Here is an 18,206-nt window from a genome sequence, read left to right on the forward strand (position 1 = left end):
GCACTCTATCACGGAAAGCGAACAGCGATGCGGTCACCGGGTCGGCAAATGCCCGGTTCCGTGGCGTCACAGGCGGGGGCGGCGGGGCGTGAGCTGCGCATGGAAGCGCGCGGCGTCCAGAAAGGCGGCACGCCTCCGGGCGGCGGCCTCGGCGGCCTCCTCGTCCTCGCCCCATTCCTCGATCTGGTAGTCCTCGTCGAGCCGCGAGAGCCGCCAGGCTTCGTCGGCCGACAACCGCCCCTGCACCACGGCAAGGGCCAGCACCAGCGAGCCCGAGAGCGCCACAAGGTCATGGAAGGCCGCCAGCGCGAAGTCGTCCATGTCGTCCACATGCTCGCGCAACCGGGCCAGGTCGCCTTCGGCCTGGGCCACCGGCATGACGCCGCTCCCGGTGCAAAGGTCGGCGCCCAGCGCCTCGGCGCTCCAGGCGAGGAGCGGGTCCCATCCCGTCCGCTGCTTCTCGACCAGCGCCTCCGGCCGCTCGGCCCGGTAGCAGAGCAGGTCCGAGGCTCCATAGGCGGCGAGCATGTCCACCACCTCGGCTCTCTGGGCCGCGACCTTGTCGATAGCCGCATTGGCAAGGCGCGTAGCCGGCATGCTGGCGGGATCGACGGCGCCCTCCTGCGCGGCCCATTCGCGTGCGACCTCCTCGGCAAAGGCGCGCGTCGGAACCAGGAGCCGCGCCTTGGCAGGAGTCCGCACCGGGCGGCCATCCAGCGTCACGGCAAAGCTCTCCCCCTCGGGAACGACGGCGACCTCGGTCCAGAAGCGCTTGGGAGCCCAGCCGCTCATGCCCAGTCCTCGAACGGGTCCAAGGGGGCCTCCTTCTCGTCCCAGCCAAGATAGCGCCAGGTCGACTTCATGTGCTCGGGAAGCGGTGCGGTCAGGGTCAGCATGGCCTTGGTGATCGGATGCTCGATGATCAGGGTCCGGGCATGGAGATGTAGTTTCCGCGACAGGTCGCCGCCAACCCCGGCGCCCCATCCATCACCAAGGTTTTCCTGCGCGCTGCCGCCGTACTTGCCATCGCCCAGGATCGGGTGCCCGATCTCGGCCATATGGGCGCGAAGCTGGTGGGTGCGGCCTGTCACCGGCTGCATCGCGACCCAGGACAGCCGCCCGCCCGCGTTCTCGACGGTCATGAACTCGGTCATGGCGCGCTTCGCGCCTGGGGTCGATTCCACCTCGCGCGGGTGGATGGCCCGCATCTTCTCGTCCCCTCGCCCGCCCTCCTTGACGAGCCCGAACTTGATCGTGCCCGCACGCGGCGTGGGAACCCCGGCCACGGCGGCCCAGTAGATCTTCCGCACGTTCCGGTGGCGCAGCGCCTCGGAGAGGCCCCGCGCGACCCGGTCGGTCCGCGCCAGCAGCAGGATGCCGGAGGTATCCTTGTCGAGCCTGTGAACGAGCTTGGGGGGATCCTTGTAGCCGAAGGCCAGCGCGGGGGCGAGGCCGTCCACATGCCGGTCCCCCTGCCCCGACCCGCCCTGCGACGGCAGGCCCGGCGGCTTGTTCAACGCGATGATATGCTCGTCCTTCCAGAGGACGGCCGCCTGGATCATCGCCTCGTCCGACCGGCCGATACGCGAAGGCGCCGGCGCGGGCTGGGCCATGTCGGGCAGCGGCGGGACCCGCACGGTCTGCCCTTCGGCCACCCGCGACGCCGAGGTGACCCGGCCGCCGTCCAGCCGAAGCTCCCCCTTGCGGCACATCTTCTCGATGGCACCCTGCGTCAGGTGCGGGAACCGCTTGCGGAGCCAGCGGTCCAGCCTCTGGTCGCCCTCGCCGGAACCGACGGTCAGCATCTGTACGCCGCTCATGCGAGCCTCCCCAGCCACAGCCCCAGCGCACAGGCCAGGAGCGCAGATCCGACAGAGCCCACGACATAGGCCAGCGCCGCGGCGGTCCTCCCGCCCTCGATCAGCCGGAGCGTGTCGAGCGAGAAGGCCGAGAAGGTCGTGAACCCGCCCAGGACGCCGGTGACGAGCAGCGGGGCGAGCGGATGCGGATCGCGACCCGAGGCCAGGAGCGGCACGGCCAGCAGGCCGATCAGGAACGAGCCCGCAAGATTGATCGCGAGCGTCCCCCAAGGTGCGGGCCAGGCCAGAAGGAGGAGGTAGCGCAGGCTGGCGCCCAGCGCGCCGCCCAGGGCCACGGAAGGAAGGGCATAGGTCATGCGGGGCTTCTTGGGGCGTGGACGCGCGGTGTCAACCGGCCCAGGCCGCCTCGCGACCATTCCCCATGAAAATCTCTGGTCTCAGCCCTTCTGGCGCTTGGCGCGGAGCCTCGCGAAGAAATCGGTCCGCTTGCGCAACTCCCGCTCGAAGCCGCGATCCACGGGCACGTAGTAAACCCCACGCTTCATCCCGTCCGGGAAGTACTCCTGCCCCGAGAACGCGTCCTCGGCGTCGTGATCGTAGCGGTAGCCGGCCCCGAAGCCCTGGTCCTTCATCATGCGCGTCGGTGCATTCAGGATGTGCTTGGGCGGAGCGAGCGAACCTGTCGTCCGCGCCGCCTCGCGCGCGGCCTTGTAGGCGGTGTAGGCGGCGTTCGACTTGGGCGCCAGCGCGAGATAGACGACCGCCTGCGCCAGGGCGAGCTCGCCCTCGGGCGAGCCCAGCCGCTCATAGGTTTCCCAGGCGTCGATGCAGAGCGTCTGGGCCTGCGGGTCGGCCAGGCCGATGTCCTCGACCGCCATCCGCGTGATGCGTCGGGCGAGGAAGCGCGGATCCTCCCCGCCTTCGAGCATGCGTGCGAACCAATAAAGCGCGGCATCGGGGTCGGACCCTCGCACCGACTTGTGGAGCGCGGAAATGAGGTTGTAGTGCCCGTCCCCGCTCTTGTCGTAGTTGGCCGCCCGGCGGCGGAGCCGGCTGGACAGCGCGGCCGTATCGAGCGTCCCGCTCACCCGCCAGGAGGCCACCTGCTCGATCAGGTTGAGCAGCGCGCGGCCGTCGCCGTCGGCCATCTCGAGCATCGCCTCGCGGGCATGGCCATCCAAAGGCAGGGTCCGGCCCAGCTCCTTTTCGGCCCGCTGCGCCAGCTGCTCCATGTCGGCAAGCGTCAGGCGGTTCAGGACCAGCACCTGCGCGCGGGACAGGAGCGCGGCGTTCAGCTCGAAGGACGGGTTCTCGGTCGTGGCCCCGACGAGCACGATGGTCCCGTCCTCCATGAGCGGGAGGAAGCCGTCCTGCTGCGCCCGATTGAAGCGGTGGATCTCGTCCACGAAGAGCAGCGTGCCGCGCCCCTGCCGACGCCGCAGCCGCGCCGCATCGAACACCTTCCGAAGGTCCTGCACGCCCGTGAAGATCGCGCTGATCTGTTCGAAGTGGAGGTCCGTCTCGGTCGCGAGGAGGCGGGCGATCGTGGTCTTTCCGACGCCAGGCGGTCCCCACAGGATGAGGGAGGACAGGCTTCCCGCCGCCAGCATAGCCCCGATCGGCCCGTCCAGGGCCAGGAGGTGCTCCTGCCCGATGACCTCGGACAACCGTGCGGGTCGCAAGCGGTCGGCGAGCGGGCGGGGCGCGCCAGGTGCTGCGCCCTCCTCCCGGGGTATGAGATCATCGAACAGGTCGGCCATGGCCCGAGCATAGGGCCATGACCCCGCCTTGCACAGGTCAGTGAAGCTGGCTCGCGAAGTCGATCCAGACCGCCTGATACAGGATGCCGCCCATGTCCATCTCGCGCCCGGCGGCCTGCATCTCGAGCTTGCAGCGGGACGCCCAGCGGTCCCAGTTGACCGGCAGCAGCGCCAGCATCCGACGGATCCCCTCCTCGCGCGAGGTGCGGAGCATCTGCATCACGAGCCTCAGGCGCACCTTGTGGCGGATCTGCGCGGGAATATCGGCCTTCACGAAGCCCCGGGTCACCTCCCAGACCCCCTCGGCGACCGGAGCAGGCTCGTAGAGCAGGTCGGACGGGATGGAGTCGAGCAATCCCCTCTGGGCATCGCGGATCATGTAGGAGTAGATGCCGCAGCGGGCCGTCGTGGGCGTCAGGCGCACCCCGGCGAGGACCTGCCCGGTGTCGTCGTGGACGGCGAGCCAGCGGGAGACCGGCGTGTCGTACTGGTCGAATTCCATGCCCATGGTTTCGGGCAGGTTCCACTGGTTGCGTACGATGAAGCTTTCTCGCCGGGCACGAAGGATATTAGCGAACAACTCGCCGTGGTTGTGCATGTTGGCGAAGGACAGAGTCGTGCTGTGCATAGGCTTGCTCCTTTGGGGTGGGCAGTCATGGCGTCCGTCCCCGCAGGCCTATCCGTTGGGGCTCAGATCAGCCGGTAATCCCTCGCCCGCTGGATCGCCTCGGCGGTCGTGCGGGCCAGCAGAGTCTCACGCGCGGCGGCCAGGCGGGCCTTCAGGGCGGACTCGGAGATGCCAAGCTTGGCGGCTGCAGCGGCATAGCGGTCGCCTGCGGCGATGCAGCGAAGCGCCTCGATCTGGGCCGGTGTGATGGAGGTGGGGGGCTCGGTGACATCATGGAGATGCGAGATGACGGCTGCGAAGCTGCCCATCTCCTCGTCCGTGAACTCCCGGTCATCCCGCGATGCGCTGGCGATGGTGCGCGACTTCATGGGTCCGCAGGAGACGGCCACGCCGTAGACCATGCCGAACTCGCGGGCTTGGCCCAGGATATTGAATGGATCGGGAATGGTGATCTCGCTCCACCGGGCGACGCCGTTCGTGGAGAAGCCCCAGGCGATGATCGGATCGCGGAGCGCATAAGCCTGCTCGGTGTAGCGGTCCACCCAGCCCTGCGGGTAGGTCTGCAGATTGATGAGAGGCATCGCGAAGCGGATGTGGAGCGCGAAGAAGAATCCCTTCGGGGCCATTCGAGCCAGCTTCCGGGTGTGCAGGTCGATATCGGATTGAAGGGACATGCTGGTGTTGTGTCGCGCTCGCTTCGTTTCCGTCAACTCGTATGTGCGCCGACGGCCATAACCGACCTAAGTATTCAGAGATAGCTAACAAGGTGTTAATAAAAAGGCCCCGTCCAGAGGACAGGGCCTTGCTCAAACTAACCGGACAGAGGCTCAGGCTTCCTGCGCGTCTTCCGCTTCGAGGCGCGCACGGTCCGCCGCACCCTTGGCCGAAGCATCACGTTCCACGAGCTCGATGATCGCCATGGGCGCCATGTCACCGTAGCGGAAGCCCGCCTTCAGCACGCGGCAGTAGCCGCCCTGACGTTCCTGGTAGCGGGGGCCGAGCGTATCGAACAGCTTCTTGACGTGCATGTCCTGCTTCAGGGCCGCCGCGGCTTGGCGACGGGCATGAAGATCGCCGCGCTTGCCCAGCGTGATCAGCTTGTCGATGATCCGCTTCAGTTCCTTCGCCTTCGGCAACGTCGTCTTGATCTGCTCGTGCTCGATCAGCGAGCCGGCCATGTTGGCGAAGAGCGCCTTGCGGTGCTCGTGGGTGCGGTTCAGCTTACGGTAGCCGCTTCCGTGCTTCATGATCTTTCCTTTTCTCTATGCTTTGTCCGGCAGCCCATCGTTCGGCTGCTCACCTTGTTGGGGCGGGATTGCCCATCTTGGTTCGGTTGACCCGGCCCGCGCGCATCCGGCGGGACGGGCCCGTCTTAGAACTGGTCTTCGAACTTCTTGGCCAGCTCTTCGATGTTCTCCGGCGGCCAGTCCTCGACTTCCATGCCGAGGTGCAGGCCCATGCCGGACAGCACTTCCTTGATCTCGTTGAGCGACTTCCGCCCGAAGTTGGGCGTCCGCAGCATCTCGGCCTCGGTCTTCTGGATGAGGTCGCCGATGTAGACGATGTTGTCGTTCTTGAGGCAGTTGGCCGAACGGACCGAAAGTTCCAGCTCGTCCACCTTCTTGAGGAGGAGCGGGTTGAACTCCAGGCCATCCTCGAGCGCAGAGGCCGTCGCCGACTCGGGCTCCTCGAAGTTGAGGAAGATCGACAGCTGGTCCTGGAGGATGCGCGCGGCATAGGCCACGGCGTCGTCCGGAGTCAGGGCGCCGTTCGTCTCGATCTTCATGGTCAGCTTGTCGTAGTCGAGCACCTGACCTTCACGGGTGGGCTGGACGTCATAGCTGACCTTCTTGACCGGCGAGTAGATCGCATCGATCGGAATGAGGCCGATCGGCGCGTCTTCGGGCTTGTTCTTGTCGGCCGACACGTAGCCTTTGCCGGTGTTGACGGTCAGCTCCATGTAGAGCGACGCGCCCTCGTCGAGGTGGCAGATCACGTGGTCCTTGTTAAGGACCTCGATCCCGGCCGACTCGGAGATGTCGCCGGCGGTCACCGCGCCGGGGCCCTTGGCCTGAACGGTGAGGCGCTTGGGACCATCCACGTCCATGCGGATGGCGACGCCCTTGAGGTTCAGCACGATGTCCGTGACGTCCTCGCGGACGCCAGCAACGGACGAGAATTCGTGGAGCACGCCATCGATCTGGACCGAAACGATGGCCGCGCCCTGCAGCGAGCTCAGCAGCACACGACGCAGCGCATTGCCGAGCGTCAGGCCGAAGCCCCGCTCCAGCGGCTCGGCGACAAGGGTCGCCTGGCGCTGCGGATCGTTGCCGGGCCGGACCTCAAGCTGCTGCGGCTTGATCAGTTCGGACCAGTTCTTGTGGATCATGCGTCCCTCCATTCTCGCGGTGCCCTTCATGTCCAACAAGGCTCCACTCCCGAGGTTGACTGACTGAAACGACAGGACGGGGCTGCGCCAAAAGCGCAACCCCGCCCCAGGATATAAAGCGACCTCAGACGCGGCGGCGCTTCGGCGGGCGGCAGCCGTTGTGCGCGATCGGAGTCACGTCACGGATCGAGGTGATCGAGAAGCCGACCGCAGCCAGCGCACGCAGCGCCGATTCACGGCCCGAGCCCGGGCCCTGCACCTCGACCTCGAGGGTCTTGACGCCATGCTCCTGAGCCTTGCGGCCAGCGTCCTCGGCGGCCATCTGGGCGGCGTAAGGGGTCGACTTCCGCGAGCCCTTGAAGCCCATCGTCCCGGCCGACGACCAGGCGATCGCGTTCCCCTGGACATCCGAGATCAGGATCTTGGTGTTGTTGAACGAAGAGTTCACGTGGGCCACGCCCGCCGCGATGTTCTTCGAAACCTTCTTCTTGCCGCCGCGGCGGGTATCACGAGCCATCTGTTCTACCCCTTACTTCTTCTTGCCGGCGATCGGCTTGGCCGGGCCCTTGCGGGTCCGAGCGTTCGTGTGGGTGCGCTGCCCGCGAACCGGCAGGTTCCGGCGGTGACGCAGGCCACGATAGGCGCCCAAGTCCATCAGGCGCTTGATGTTCATCGTCGTCTCGCGACGAAGGTCACCCTCGACGACGTAGTTCGCATCGATATGCTCGCGGATCGCGAGGATCTCGGCGTCCGTCAGGGTATCCACACGACGGGTCTCGTCGACGTTGACGGCGGCGCAGATTTCCTTGGCGAAGGCCGGGCCGATGCCGTGGATATAGGTGAGGGCAATCGGAACCCTCTTCTTGGTCGGGATGTTGACCCCGGCGATACGTGCCACGTGGGTGGTCCTTTCGTTGCGGCTCCGTAGCACCGGAGCCTTTTTTCACAACCGCAGCCACAAGGCTGCGCCTCAGAGGCGATCAGGTCGCGGCCGAGCCAGCAAAGGCGTGCCCACGACCGGCGATTCCCGGCTGGGATGGGGCGTCCTAAAGGCTGCGGCGCGCCGCGTCAACCCTTAAGATCCTCGACGTCAACCCTGATGATGACGTGTTTCAGGCTGTCCTGACCGCAGCACCGGGAAGCGGGGAAGCCGAGAGGATACCCTCGACCTCCTGGGCGACTTGATCAATCTCGCCCATGCCATCGACGGGCCTGAGCAGCCGCTTCACATAGTAGTACCCGACGAGCGGCGCCGTTTCCTTGTAGTAGGCGAGCAGACGCGTCCGCATGCTGTCGGCGTTGTCGTCCCCCCGCCGGTTGAACGTCGTGCCACTGCACTTGGTGCAATGGCCGTCGTCCGGAATCGGCTTCGTCGCGTCGTGATACACTTCGCCGCAGGTGGCGCAGGTGGCTCGTCCCGAGACACGCTGCACCAGGGCTTCGTCGTCGTTCACGCGCATCTCGACCACATGATCGAGGCGCAATCCTTCCCGGGCGAGCATGTCGTCCAGAGCGTCGGCCTGCGCCAGCGTCCGGGGGAATCCGTCGAAGATGACGCCGCTCCCCAGATCCCCTTGGAGCAGACGCTCGCGGATCAGTCCGATCACGATGTCGTCCGTCACCAGATGTCCTTTATCCATGACATCGGCGACCCGGCGACCCATCTCCGTCCCCGACCGTCGAGCAGCCCGGAGCATGTCCCCTGTCGAAAGCTGGATCATGCCCAGCCGTTCGACCAGAAGACGCGCCTGGGTTCCCTTGCCAGCCCCCGGAGGTCCGAGAAGGATGATGTTCATGATGTGCCGCCCTCCCCCGGAGGCTTCCGAGCCGTTGTTACCGACGAGCGGGACCACCCGTGCGCGCGGCCCGGGGCTTACGTCCCCGAAGCTGCGACCGCTCAATGAGCCCCTCGTACTGATGTGCCAGGAGATGAGACTGGATTTGCTGGATCGTGTCCATGCCCACTGACACGATAATCAGCACCGATGTGCCTCCGAAGTAGAACGGCACCGCCAGCTCGGCACGGAGGATCTCCGGCAGCAGGCAGACCAGAGCGAGATAGGCCGACCCCAGGACGAGCACGCGGTTGACGACATACTCGAGATACTCGGCGGTCCGCTTGCCGGGCCGGATGCCCGGAACGAAGCCGTTCTGGTTCTTCAGATTGTCCGCGACGTCGTCCACCTTGAACGCCACTTCGTGGGTATAGAAGTAGGTGAAGAATACGATCATCGCGACGAAGAACAGCAGGTGAAGCGGCTGGCCCGGTCCGAAATAGGCCAGGAACGTCGACATGAACGGCCCAGAGGTGCTGTGCGAGAACGTTGCGATCGTCGACGGAAGCAGCAGGAGGGCCGACGCGAACACGGCCGGGATGACGCCCGCCGGGTTGACCTTGATCGGCAGGTGGGACGAACCGCCATCGTAGACCTTCATGCCGACCTGACGGCGCGGGTACTGGATGTGGATCTTGCGGAGCGACCGCTCCATGAACACCACGAAGGCCAGCACGACCACGACCATGACTGCCACGGCCAGGATCACGAGGGGGCTGACCGCGCCCGTCCGCCCTTGGCTCAGGAACTGGGCAATGGCAGCGGGCATGTTGGCGATGATGCCCACGAAGATGATGAGCGAGGTGCCGTTGCCGATCCCACGGGAGGTGATCTGCTCACCGATCCAGAGGAGGAACATCGTCCCCCCGACCAGGGTGATCACGCAGGTCGCCAGGAAGAACGGGCCCGGGCTTGCGACCAGGTTCCCAGCCTCCAAGCTGACCGCCATGCCATAGGCCTGGAAGGCGGCCAGCAGCACGGTGAAGTAACGGGTGTATTGATTCAGCTTCTTCCGGCCTTGTTGCCCCTCGTTCTTGAGGTTCTTCCAAGGCTCATAAAGCGAAGCCACGAGCTGGATGATGATCGAGGCCGAGATGTAGGGCATGATGCCGAGCGCGAAGATCCCCATGCGGGACAGCGCGCCCCCGGTGAACATCGCCAGGATGCCCCCGATCCCCGCCGCTGCATCGTTCATGAAGTTCTGGAGCGCCGCTCCATCGATTCCCGGGACGGGAATATACGTGCCGAGCCGGTACACGATCAGGAGGCCGATCGTGAAAAGGATGCGTTGCTTGAGCTCAGTGGCCTTGCCGAAGGCCGCCCAGCTCATGTTCGAGGCCATCTGTTCCGCTGCCGATGCCATGGCTTTCTCCGTCAAGACAGCGCCGCCGACCGGGGCTCCGGCGGCGGCGCGTTGAGACCTTATCCGAAAGGGACGCTCAGGGAAACGGGGCTGTTGCCCCCTCTCACGCGGCGGTGTCCGCCGGAGCCTCTTCGGCCGCCTGGGTGACGGTCAGGGTGCCGCCGGCGGCCTGCACGGCGGCAACGGCGCCCGCGGAAGCGCCCGTCACGTTGATCGTCACATTCGAAGTGATCTCGCCCTTGGCCAGGACCCGGACGCCGTCACGCGCACGGCGCAGCACGCCCGCGGAGACGAGGATCGCTTCGGTGATCGGCTGGGACGCGTCGATCCGTCCGGCGTCGATGAACTTCTGGATCAGGCCGAGGTTCACGACGGCGTATTCCTTGCGGTTCGGCTTGTTGAAGCCCCGCTTGGGCAGACGCATGTAGAGGGGCATCTGCCCGCCTTCATAGCCACCCAGAGCCACGCCCGAACGGGACTTCTGGCCCTTGATCCCGCGACCGGCGGTCTTGCCGATGCCAGAGCCGGGGCCCCGGCCCACGCGGACCTTCTTCTTGGCGGCACCCGGATTGTCGCGAAGTTCGTGAAGTTTCATGTCGCTTCTCCTGGCCGGAACTGCCCCCCGAGCGACCGAGGGAGCAAACACGGCATTGCTGAGTTGATTGGCCCAGTGGGCCACCGGCGGCCTATAGAACGCACGACCGCCCGTGACAAGGCTGTCGCTAGGATTTCCTCCGCCCCCTGGCGCGCAACGGCCTCCTCAGCCGTCCGACCAGGGGACGCGCCTGAGGTCCTCCGCCAGCCCCCGGAGGTCCGAAAATGATGATGATGTGCCGCCCTCCCCCGAAGGCTTCCGAGCGGTCGTTACCGAGTCCAACGATGAACTGGCCCTTCAGTGTCGCTCTGCTGGGGAGGCAAACCCGTTCGGATGCGGCGAGAGGGCGCCGCGAGGCGCTCGCACACTCTTCCGTGGATCACAGATGCGAACCGCTGAGGTCGCAGCACGGGGCTTCTGATCGAAGACTCGAAGGCGCTGTGAGGGGTCCCACCTACAGAGAGCCCGAGTATCTCGGCTGCGGCGGCCGAGCGTCTCCCCTCCGGGCACCGCGTGCGCAGATCAACAACAACAAAAAAAAGACCCCGGTCTTTCGACCGAGGTCCTTGGGGGTTCCGTAGCTCACGAGGAGCACCGAAACTACTCGCCGCGTTCCTCGACGATCTTCACGAGGTGCGGGATGGCATTCACCATCCCACGCACCGAGGGCGTATCCTCGAGTTCGCGGGTCTTGCGGATCTTGTTCAGCCCGAGGCCGATCAGCGTCTGGCGCTGGACGGCCGGACGCCGGGCCGGCGAGGCAATCTGCCGGACAACGATGGTCTTGGCCATGGATCAGGCCTCCGCCGGCTGGGCTTCGGCCTCGGGCTGACGGAGAATATCCGCAACCTTCTTGCCACGCCGCTGAGCCACCGAACGGGGCGACGCTTCCTTGGTCAGGCCGTCGATCGTCGCACGGATCATGTTGTAGGGGTTGTTCGAGCCGAGCGACTTGGACACGATGTCCTGGAGCCCCAGCATCTCGAACACGGCCCGCATCGGCCCGCCCGCGATGATGCCGGTGCCCGGAACCGCCGTGCGCATCACGACGCGGCCGGCGCCATGGCGCCCTTCGATGTCGTGGTGCAGGGTCCGACCTTCCCGAAGGGGAACGCGGATCATGCTGCGCTTGGCTTGCTCGGTCGCCTTGCGGATGGCTTCGGGCACTTCCTTGGCCTTGCCCTTGCCGTAACCCACTCGGCCCTTCTGGTCCCCGACGACCACCAGAGCAGCAAAGCCGAAACGCTTGCCCCCCTTCACCGTCTTGGAGACGCGGTTGATCGCAACCAGGCGATCGGCGAACTCGGGAGCCGCGTCTTCGCGGTCCCGACGATCGCGGCGTTGTTCACGTTCTGCCATTCTCTCGCCCCTTAGATCGTCAGGCCGTTTTCACGGGCCGCGTCGGCAAGAGCCTTGATCTTGCCATGGAACAGGAAGCCGCCCCGGTCGAAGTAGGCTTCGGTGACGCCGGCCGCCTTGGCGCGTTCGGCGATCGTCGCGCCGATCTTCGCCGCAGCCTCGACGTTATTCTTCCCAACCAGGCCCAGATCCTTCTCGAGCGTCGAGGCGGACGCAAGCGTCACGCCACGGGCGTCATCGATGAGCTGAACCGAGATGTTCTTGCTGGAGCGGTGGACGGAAAGCCGAAGCTTCCCGCCATTGACCGCTTTGAGCTTGTTCCGAACGCGCATCCGGCGCTTCTGGAACAGCTCGAGCTTCGTGCTGGCCATGATGTGCGTCCCTTACTTCTTCTTGCCTTCCTTGCGGAAGATGAACTCGCCCCGGTAGCGAATCCCCTTGCCCTTGTAGGGCTCGGGGCCACGCCATTCGCGGATCTCGGCGGCGACCTGGCCCACTTGCTGGGCGTCGATGCCTTCGATCACGATGACGTCGTTCCTGGGCGACGGCGTGGTGATCTTGATGCCGGCCGGCTGCTCGTAGCTCACGTCATGGGAATAGCCCAACGCGAGCTTGAGCGTGTTGCCCTGCATGGTGGCGCGGTAGCCCACGCCGGTGATGTCCAGCTCCCTCTTGAACCCTTGCGTGACGCCGGTCACGAGGTTCTCGACCATGGAGCGCGACATGCCCCACTGCTGGCGAGCCCGCTTCGACAGGCCGCGCGGAGCGACGCTGATCGCTCCGTCTTCCTGCGTCAGCGTGACGTCGTCCGTTGCCCGGAACGACAGGACCCCTTTGGGTCCCTTCACTTCGATGGTCTGGCCACTGATGTTCGCGGTCACCCCTGCGGGGAGCGGAACGGGCTTCTTGCCGATACGAGACATTCTGCCCTCCTTAGAACACGGTGCAGAGCACTTCGCCGCCGACATTGGCGGCGCGGGCATGCGCGTCCGACATCACGCCCCGGGGCGTGGAGACGATCGAGACGCCGAGTCCCTGACGCACCTGCGGCAGTTCCTTGACGCCCGAGTACACGCGGCGGCCCGGCTTCGACACCCGCTTGATCTCGCGGATGACGGGCGTGCCCTCGTAGTACTTGAGCTCGATGCGCAGTTCCGGGTGGCCAGCCGAGTTGGTGACCTGCTCGTAGCCGCGGATGTAGCCCTCGTCCCGAAGGACATCGAGGACGCGCGCGCGCAGCTTGGAGGCCGGGGTGAGAACCGCGTTCTTGCCACGCGATTGCGCGTTGCGGATGCGGGTCAGCATATCGCCGATAGGATCGTTCATCGTGACCTCCTTACCAGCTCGACTTCACCAGCCCGGGGATCTCGCCGTTCGAGCCAAGCTCGCGCAGCATGATCCGGCTGATCTTCAGCTTGCGGTAATAGGCGCGCGGGCGGCCAGTGAGCTGGCAGCGGTTGCGCACCCGGGTAGCCGAGGAGTTGCGGGGCAGTTCAGCGAGCTTGAGAGTCGCCTTGAACCGCTCCTCCACGGAGGCGTTCTTGTCGCTTGCGACAGCCTTCAGCTCAGCGCGCTTGGCGGCATACTGCTCGACCAGGCGCTGACGCTTCTTGTCGCGTTCAATCATGGATTTCTTGGCCATGGTGTTTCTCTCCCGCGGCTCAGCTGTTGAAGGGCATGTTGAAGTGCTTCAACAGCGCCTTGGCCTCCGCGTCGGTGTTCGCGGTGGTGCAGATGACGATGTCCATGCCCCAGACCTCATCGACCTTGTCGAAGTTGATCTCGGGGAACACGATGTGCTCCTTGAGGCCGGTCGCATAGTTGCCGCGGCCGTCGAACGACTTGCCGGACACGCCGCGGAAGTCGCGGATGCGCGGCATGGCGACGTTTACAAGACGGTCCAGGAACTCGTACATCCGGTCGCCGCGTAGGGTCACCTTGGCGCCCAGCGGCATTTCCTCACGGACCCGGAAACCGGCGATCGACTTCTTGGCCTTGGTGATAACCGCGCGCTGGCCGGCGATGGTCGACAGGTCTTCCTGCGCCGACTTGACCTTCTTGGAATCCCGGACGGCTTCGGCACCGGCCCCGATATTGAGCACGATCTTGTCGAGCTTCGGGATCTGCATGTCGTTCTTGTAGCCGAACTCTTCCTTGAGCGCGGCACGAACGCGTTCGCGGTACAAAGCCTTCAGACGCGGGGTGTAGCTGGTGGTATCGAGCATCAGATCACGTCCCCCGTGGTCTTTGCGAAGCGGACCTTCGTGCCATCTTCGGAGATGCGGAAGCCGACGCGGGTCGCCTTCCCGTTCGCATCGACGATGGCGAGGTTGGACAGGTCGATCGGCATCGCCTTGGGCTGCCGGCCACCTTGGTTGTTCGCCGACTGCTTGACATGGCGGATCGCCATGTTCACGCCGCCGACCACGGCACGGCCTTCCTTGGGCATGACGGCTTCGACTTCGCCAGTCTTGCCCTTGTCCTTACCGGTGAGCACGACCACTCGGTCACCCTTGCGGATCTTGGCAGCCATCAGAGCACCTCCGGAGCCAGCGAGATGATCTTCATGAAGTTCTTCGCGCGCAGCTCGCGAACGACCGGCCCGAAGATCCGGGTGCCGACCGGCTCGCCCTGGTTGTTCAGGATGACGGCCGCGTTGCGATCGAAGCGGATGGTGGTCCCATCCTCGCGACGCACTTCCTTCGCGGTACGAACGACGACGGCCTTGCGGACGTCCCCCTTCTTGACGCGACCCCGCGGGATCGCTTCCTTGACGGAGACGACGATGATGTCGCCCACCGACGCATAGCGCCGGTGTGAGCCGCCCAGGACCTTGATGCACTGAACCCGGCGGGCGCCGGAGTTGTCAGCGACATCCAGATTGGTCTGCATCTGGATCATATGGTTTCTCCCGACCTGTGGGGGGGCCTAGACCCGGATCCCCAGGGTTTCGCTTCGTTCAGGAAAGCTCTCAGGCCTGTTCGGCCAGAAGAACTTCCCAGCGCTTGGACGCCGACTTGGGCGCGCATTCGATGATGCGTACCGTGTCGCCCGACTTGAACGTGTTGTTCTCATCGTGAGCACGGTACTTCTTCGACATACGGATGGTCTTTTTCAGGACCGGATGGGTGAAGCGACGCTCGACGAGAACGGTGACGGTCTTGTCGTTCTTGTCGGAGGTCACGACGCCCTGAAGGATGCGCTTGGGCATGGAACTCAGGCCTCTTGCGCGGCCTGGGCCGCCTTTTCGTTGAGAAGGGTCAGGACGCGGGCGGCCTCACGGCGGGCCTGACGCATCCGGGCAGTATTCTCGAGCTGACCGGTCGCTTGCTGAAAGCGAAGGTTGAAGCTCTCTTTCTTGAGGTTCGCGAGTTGGTCGCGCAGCTGATCGGGCGTCTGCCCGCGAAGATCCTTGGCGGTGGTCGCCATCGTTCGTCCTTTCTTCAACATCACCGGAGGGCCCCGAGCCCTATGGGCTAGGTCACCCTGAGTCCCGGTGGAGGGAATGAGGGGGCCTCGTACAGCCTTGACGAGGTCGTGGCAAGCCTAAATCGCAGGCCTGCGACTGATCGCCCGGGGTGGTTCTCCTACCCTTCCAGAAAGTAAGAACCCCGGCCGAAGCCGGGGTCCTCTGTTCTTCACTCGACCCGCGCAAGCTGCACGGGAACGACCCTTACCAGTCCTCACGGACGATGGTGCGGGTCTTCACCGGAAGCTTCATGGCCGCGAGGCGGAGCGCCTCGCGTGCGATCTCCTCGGAGACGCCATCCACTTCGAACATGATCCGACCGGGCTTCACACGGCAGGCCCAGTAGTCGACGGAGCCCTTACCCTTACCCATACGCACTTCGATGGGCTTGGAGGTCACCGGGACGTCCGGGAAGATGCGGATCCACACCCGGCCCTGACGCTTCATGTGACGGGTCAGAGCACGACGGGCCGCCTCGATCTGGCGAGCGGTGACCCGCTCGGGCTCGGTGGCTTTCAGGCCATAGGTGCCGAAGTTAAGGTCCGAACCACCCTTGGCGTCGCCATGGATGCGGCCCTTGTGGAGCTTGCGGAACTTGGTGCGCTTCGGTTGAAGCATTTGTCTCTACTCCTCAGCGGTCGCGATCGCGATCACGGTCGCGACGCTCGGGGCGGGCACCACGCGGAACGGCCGTGTCCTGCAGCTCGGCGGCCTTGCGGTCGCGAGCCTGCGGATCGTGCTCCATGATCTCGCCCTTGAAGATCCAGACCTTGATGCCGATGATCCCGTACGGCGTCTCGGCCTCACTCAGCGCGTAGTCGATGTCGGCGCGCAGGGTATGCAGCGGCACACGACCCTCGCGATACCACTCGGTCCGGGCAATCTCAGCACCGCCTAGGCGGCCGGAGACATTCACCCGGATGCCCAGGGCACCCATGCGCATCGCGTTCTGCACGGCACGCTTCATGGCGCGGCGGAACGAAACCCGACGCTCGAGCTGCTGGGCGATGGACTCCCCAACCAGCGCGGAGTCGAGCTCGGGCTTGCGGACCTCAACGATGTTGAGGTGCAGCTCCGACTTCGTGAGCGCCGCAACTTTCTTGCGAAGCGTCTCGATATCGGCGCCCTTCTTGCCGATGATCACGCCAGGACGAGCGGCGTGGATCGTCACGCGGCACTTCTTGTGCGGACGCTCGATGATCACGCGGCTGATGCCGGCAGCCTTGGCTTCCTTCTTGATGAAATCCTTGATGCGGATGTCCTCGAGGAGGAGGTCGCCGAAATCCTTGGAATTCGCGAACCACCGGCTGTCCCAGGTCCGGTTGACCTGCAGACGCATGCCGACGGGATTGACTTTGTTGCCCATCAGGCTTGCTCCCCCTGGACAGCGTCGATCTGACGCACGGTGATTGTGAGTTCCGAGAACGGCTTCACGATCCGGCCGAACCGACCACGGGCACGCGGGCGGCCGCGCTTCATCGTGAGGTTCTTGCCCACCCAGGCCTCGGCCACGATCAGCGCGTCGACGTCCAGGTTGTGGTTGTTCTCGGCATTGGCGATGGCCGACTGGAGGCACTTCTTCACGTCGCCGGCGATCCGACGCTTGGAGAAGGTCAGATCGGCGAGAGCCTTCTCCACCTTCTTGCCGCGGATCATTGCCGCGACGACGTTCAGCTTCTGCGGGCTGGTGCGCAGCATGCGCGCCTTGGCCATCGCCTCATTGTCCGCCACGCGGCGCGGATTCTTCTCCTGACCCATGGCTTACTTCCTCTTGGCTTTCTTGTCGGCAGCGTGGCCGTAATAGGTCCGCGTCGGCGAGTACTCACCGAACTTCTGGCCGATCATCTCCTCGGTCACCAGGACGGGGATATGCTTCTTGCCATTGTAGACGCCGAACGTGAGGCCCACGAACTGGGGCAGGATGGTGGAACGGCGCGACCAGATCTTGATGACCTCGTTGCGGCCGGTGCCCCGCGCTGCTTCGGCCTTCTTGAGGACGTAAGCATCGACGAAGGGGCCCTTCCAAACGGAACGCGACATGGATTAGCGGCCTTTCTTCGCGTGGCGCGAACGAAGGATGAGCTTCGCGGACGCCTTATTCGGGTTGCGGGTGCGGTTGCCCTTGGTGCCCTTGCCCCAGGGAGTCACGGGGTGACGACCACCGGAGGTCCGGCCCTCACCACCACCATGCGGGTGGTCGATGGGGTTCATGGCGACGCCGCGAACGGTCGGGCGAATGCCCATGTGACGCGACCGACCAGCCTTGCCGAGGTTCTGGTTCGAGTTGTCCGGGTTGGACACGGCACCGATGGTGGCCATGCACTCCTGGCGAACGGCGCGCAGCTCTCCCGAGGAAAGACGGATCTGCGCGTAGCCGCCGTCCCGGCCGACGAACTGGGCGTAGGTGCCCGCGGCACGGGCGATCTGACCACCCTTCCCTGCCTTCAGCTCGACGTTGTGGACGATGGTCCCGATCGGCATGCCCGAGAACGGCATCGCGTTGCCGGGCTTCACGTCGGTCTTGGCCCCGGCCACGACGGTATCACCAACCGCCAGGCGCTGGGGCGCGAGAATATAGGCCTGCTCGCCATCCTGATAGCGGATGAGGGCGATGAACGCGGTCCGGTTGGGATCGTACTCGATCCGCTCCACGGTCGCGGGGACGTCGAACTTGCGACGCTTGAAATCGACGACACGGTAGAGACGCTTCGCGCCGCCACCCTTGTGCCACATCGTGATCCGCCCGGTGTTGTTCCGGCCGCCGGTCTTGGTGAGACCTTCCGTCAGGGTCTTGACGGGGCGCCCTTTCCAAAGCTCCGAACGGTCGATCAGAACCAGCCCACGCTGGCCAGGCGTCGTCGGCTTGTACGACTTGAGTGCCATGCTTTCTGTCTTCCGTCTGCTTCGCGGACCGTTGCCGGTCCGTCTCTGATGTGAAGGGCCCCGAAGGTCCCCGGTTAGAACGACGAGGCCCCGGGACTTGCCCGG

Annotated in this window: 29 protein-coding genes; all 29 read right to left on the reverse strand. The window is 65.3% G+C overall.

Annotated elements, in window-relative coordinates; genetic code table 11:
- Positions 1-66: 66 nt before the first annotated feature.
- A complete protein-coding gene (locus tag J3P31_RS13830; protein WP_210529069.1) occupies positions 67-792 on the reverse strand; it encodes an ATP12 family chaperone protein in 726 nt (241 codons plus the stop codon).
- A complete protein-coding gene (locus tag J3P31_RS13835) occupies positions 789-1,820 on the reverse strand; it encodes an RluA family pseudouridine synthase (protein WP_210529070.1) in 1,032 nt (343 codons plus the stop codon). Before J3P31_RS13835 ends, J3P31_RS13830 begins: the two co-directional genes overlap by 4 nt.
- Positions 1,817-2,176: a fluoride efflux transporter FluC gene (locus J3P31_RS13840; protein ID WP_210529071.1), complete on the reverse strand. Its 360-nt coding sequence runs from the start codon at positions 2,174-2,176 to the stop codon at positions 1,817-1,819. The genes J3P31_RS13835 and J3P31_RS13840 overlap by 4 nt, the downstream gene beginning before the upstream one ends.
- A gap of 81 nt (positions 2,177-2,257) precedes the next feature.
- A complete protein-coding gene (locus tag J3P31_RS13845) occupies positions 2,258-3,580 on the reverse strand; it encodes a replication-associated recombination protein A (RefSeq protein WP_210529072.1) in 1,323 nt (440 codons plus the stop codon).
- Positions 3,581-3,617: 37 nt separating this feature from the next.
- Positions 3,618-4,208: an acyl-homoserine-lactone synthase gene (locus J3P31_RS13850; RefSeq protein WP_210529073.1), complete on the reverse strand. Its 591-nt coding sequence runs from the start codon at positions 4,206-4,208 to the stop codon at positions 3,618-3,620.
- Positions 4,209-4,270: 62 nt separating this feature from the next.
- Positions 4,271-4,882: an autoinducer binding domain-containing protein gene (locus tag J3P31_RS13855; protein WP_210529074.1), complete on the reverse strand. Its 612-nt coding sequence runs from the start codon at positions 4,880-4,882 to the stop codon at positions 4,271-4,273.
- A 153-nt stretch (positions 4,883-5,035) separates the two neighbouring features.
- Positions 5,036-5,455: a 50S ribosomal protein L17 gene (gene rplQ, locus J3P31_RS13860; protein WP_210529075.1), complete on the reverse strand. Its 420-nt coding sequence runs from the start codon at positions 5,453-5,455 to the stop codon at positions 5,036-5,038.
- A 125-nt stretch (positions 5,456-5,580) separates the two neighbouring features.
- Positions 5,581-6,597 carry a DNA-directed RNA polymerase subunit alpha gene (locus J3P31_RS13865; protein WP_210529076.1) on the reverse strand — a complete coding sequence of 339 codons (1,017 nt, stop codon included), beginning with the start codon at positions 6,595-6,597 and terminating at the stop codon, positions 5,581-5,583.
- 124 nt (positions 6,598-6,721) lie between these two features.
- Entirely contained in the window at positions 6,722-7,114 is a 393-nt protein-coding gene (rpsK, locus tag J3P31_RS13870; protein ID WP_037277351.1) for a 30S ribosomal protein S11, read from the reverse strand.
- A 12-nt stretch (positions 7,115-7,126) separates the two neighbouring features.
- Positions 7,127-7,495, reverse strand: coding sequence for a 30S ribosomal protein S13 (rpsM, locus tag J3P31_RS13875; RefSeq protein ID WP_210529077.1), 369 nt, complete (start codon positions 7,493-7,495; stop codon positions 7,127-7,129).
- 214 nt (positions 7,496-7,709) lie between these two features.
- Positions 7,710-8,393 (reverse strand): adenylate kinase, encoded by a 684-nt coding sequence (locus J3P31_RS13880; protein ID WP_210529078.1) that lies wholly within the window; start codon positions 8,391-8,393, stop codon positions 7,710-7,712.
- A gap of 37 nt (positions 8,394-8,430) precedes the next feature.
- Positions 8,431-9,795, reverse strand: coding sequence for a preprotein translocase subunit SecY (gene secY, locus J3P31_RS13885; RefSeq protein WP_210529079.1), 1,365 nt, complete (start codon positions 9,793-9,795; stop codon positions 8,431-8,433).
- A 103-nt stretch (positions 9,796-9,898) separates the two neighbouring features.
- The gene (rplO, locus tag J3P31_RS13890; protein WP_210529080.1) at positions 9,899-10,390 is read right to left on the reverse strand and encodes a 50S ribosomal protein L15; all 492 of its coding nucleotides are present in this window, start codon (positions 10,388-10,390) and stop codon (positions 9,899-9,901) included.
- A 600-nt stretch (positions 10,391-10,990) separates the two neighbouring features.
- Positions 10,991-11,182 carry a 50S ribosomal protein L30 gene (rpmD, locus tag J3P31_RS13895; protein ID WP_210529081.1) on the reverse strand — a complete coding sequence of 64 codons (192 nt, stop codon included), beginning with the start codon at positions 11,180-11,182 and terminating at the stop codon, positions 10,991-10,993.
- A gap of 3 nt (positions 11,183-11,185) precedes the next feature.
- Positions 11,186-11,749, reverse strand: coding sequence for a 30S ribosomal protein S5 (gene rpsE, locus J3P31_RS13900; protein ID WP_210529082.1), 564 nt, complete (start codon positions 11,747-11,749; stop codon positions 11,186-11,188).
- An 11-nt stretch (positions 11,750-11,760) separates the two neighbouring features.
- The gene (rplR, locus tag J3P31_RS13905) at positions 11,761-12,120 is read right to left on the reverse strand and encodes a 50S ribosomal protein L18 (RefSeq protein WP_210529083.1); all 360 of its coding nucleotides are present in this window, start codon (positions 12,118-12,120) and stop codon (positions 11,761-11,763) included.
- 12 nt (positions 12,121-12,132) lie between these two features.
- A complete protein-coding gene (gene rplF / locus J3P31_RS13910) occupies positions 12,133-12,672 on the reverse strand; it encodes a 50S ribosomal protein L6 (RefSeq protein WP_210529084.1) in 540 nt (179 codons plus the stop codon).
- A 10-nt stretch (positions 12,673-12,682) separates the two neighbouring features.
- On the reverse strand, positions 12,683-13,075 hold the full coding sequence (gene rpsH, locus J3P31_RS13915; RefSeq protein ID WP_210529085.1) for a 30S ribosomal protein S8: 393 nt from the start codon (positions 13,073-13,075) through the stop codon (positions 12,683-12,685).
- A gap of 10 nt (positions 13,076-13,085) precedes the next feature.
- The gene (gene rpsN / locus J3P31_RS13920; protein WP_210529086.1) at positions 13,086-13,391 is read right to left on the reverse strand and encodes a 30S ribosomal protein S14; all 306 of its coding nucleotides are present in this window, start codon (positions 13,389-13,391) and stop codon (positions 13,086-13,088) included.
- A 19-nt stretch (positions 13,392-13,410) separates the two neighbouring features.
- A complete protein-coding gene (gene rplE, locus J3P31_RS13925) occupies positions 13,411-13,974 on the reverse strand; it encodes a 50S ribosomal protein L5 (RefSeq protein ID WP_210529087.1) in 564 nt (187 codons plus the stop codon).
- A complete protein-coding gene (rplX, locus tag J3P31_RS13930; RefSeq protein WP_210529088.1) occupies positions 13,974-14,282 on the reverse strand; it encodes a 50S ribosomal protein L24 in 309 nt (102 codons plus the stop codon). The genes rplE and rplX overlap by 1 nt, the downstream gene beginning before the upstream one ends.
- Positions 14,282-14,650 carry a 50S ribosomal protein L14 gene (rplN, locus tag J3P31_RS13935; protein WP_002722508.1) on the reverse strand — a complete coding sequence of 123 codons (369 nt, stop codon included), beginning with the start codon at positions 14,648-14,650 and terminating at the stop codon, positions 14,282-14,284. The genes rplX and rplN overlap by 1 nt, the downstream gene beginning before the upstream one ends.
- A gap of 70 nt (positions 14,651-14,720) precedes the next feature.
- The gene (rpsQ, locus tag J3P31_RS13940; protein ID WP_210529089.1) at positions 14,721-14,960 is read right to left on the reverse strand and encodes a 30S ribosomal protein S17; all 240 of its coding nucleotides are present in this window, start codon (positions 14,958-14,960) and stop codon (positions 14,721-14,723) included.
- Positions 14,961-14,965: 5 nt separating this feature from the next.
- The gene (gene rpmC, locus J3P31_RS13945) at positions 14,966-15,178 is read right to left on the reverse strand and encodes a 50S ribosomal protein L29 (RefSeq protein WP_210529090.1); all 213 of its coding nucleotides are present in this window, start codon (positions 15,176-15,178) and stop codon (positions 14,966-14,968) included.
- Between the two features lie 244 nt (positions 15,179-15,422).
- On the reverse strand, positions 15,423-15,836 hold the full coding sequence (gene rplP / locus J3P31_RS13950; protein ID WP_210529091.1) for a 50S ribosomal protein L16: 414 nt from the start codon (positions 15,834-15,836) through the stop codon (positions 15,423-15,425).
- Between the two features lie 13 nt (positions 15,837-15,849).
- A complete protein-coding gene (gene rpsC / locus J3P31_RS13955; protein ID WP_210529092.1) occupies positions 15,850-16,584 on the reverse strand; it encodes a 30S ribosomal protein S3 in 735 nt (244 codons plus the stop codon).
- Positions 16,584-16,976: a 50S ribosomal protein L22 gene (rplV, locus tag J3P31_RS13960; protein WP_210529093.1), complete on the reverse strand. Its 393-nt coding sequence runs from the start codon at positions 16,974-16,976 to the stop codon at positions 16,584-16,586. The genes rpsC and rplV overlap by 1 nt, the downstream gene beginning before the upstream one ends.
- A 3-nt stretch (positions 16,977-16,979) precedes the next feature.
- Entirely contained in the window at positions 16,980-17,258 is a 279-nt protein-coding gene (gene rpsS / locus J3P31_RS13965; RefSeq protein ID WP_210529094.1) for a 30S ribosomal protein S19, read from the reverse strand.
- Positions 17,259-17,261: 3 nt separating this feature from the next.
- Complete coding sequence (gene rplB, locus J3P31_RS13970; protein ID WP_210529095.1) at positions 17,262-18,101, reverse strand: 50S ribosomal protein L2; 840 nt, start codon at positions 18,099-18,101, stop codon at positions 17,262-17,264.
- Positions 18,102-18,206 lie beyond the last annotated feature (105 nt).

It is taken from the genome of Rubellimicrobium arenae, from assembly GCF_017916275.1.
GTDB classification, from domain to species: domain Bacteria; phylum Pseudomonadota; class Alphaproteobacteria; order Rhodobacterales; family Rhodobacteraceae; genus Rubellimicrobium; species Rubellimicrobium arenae.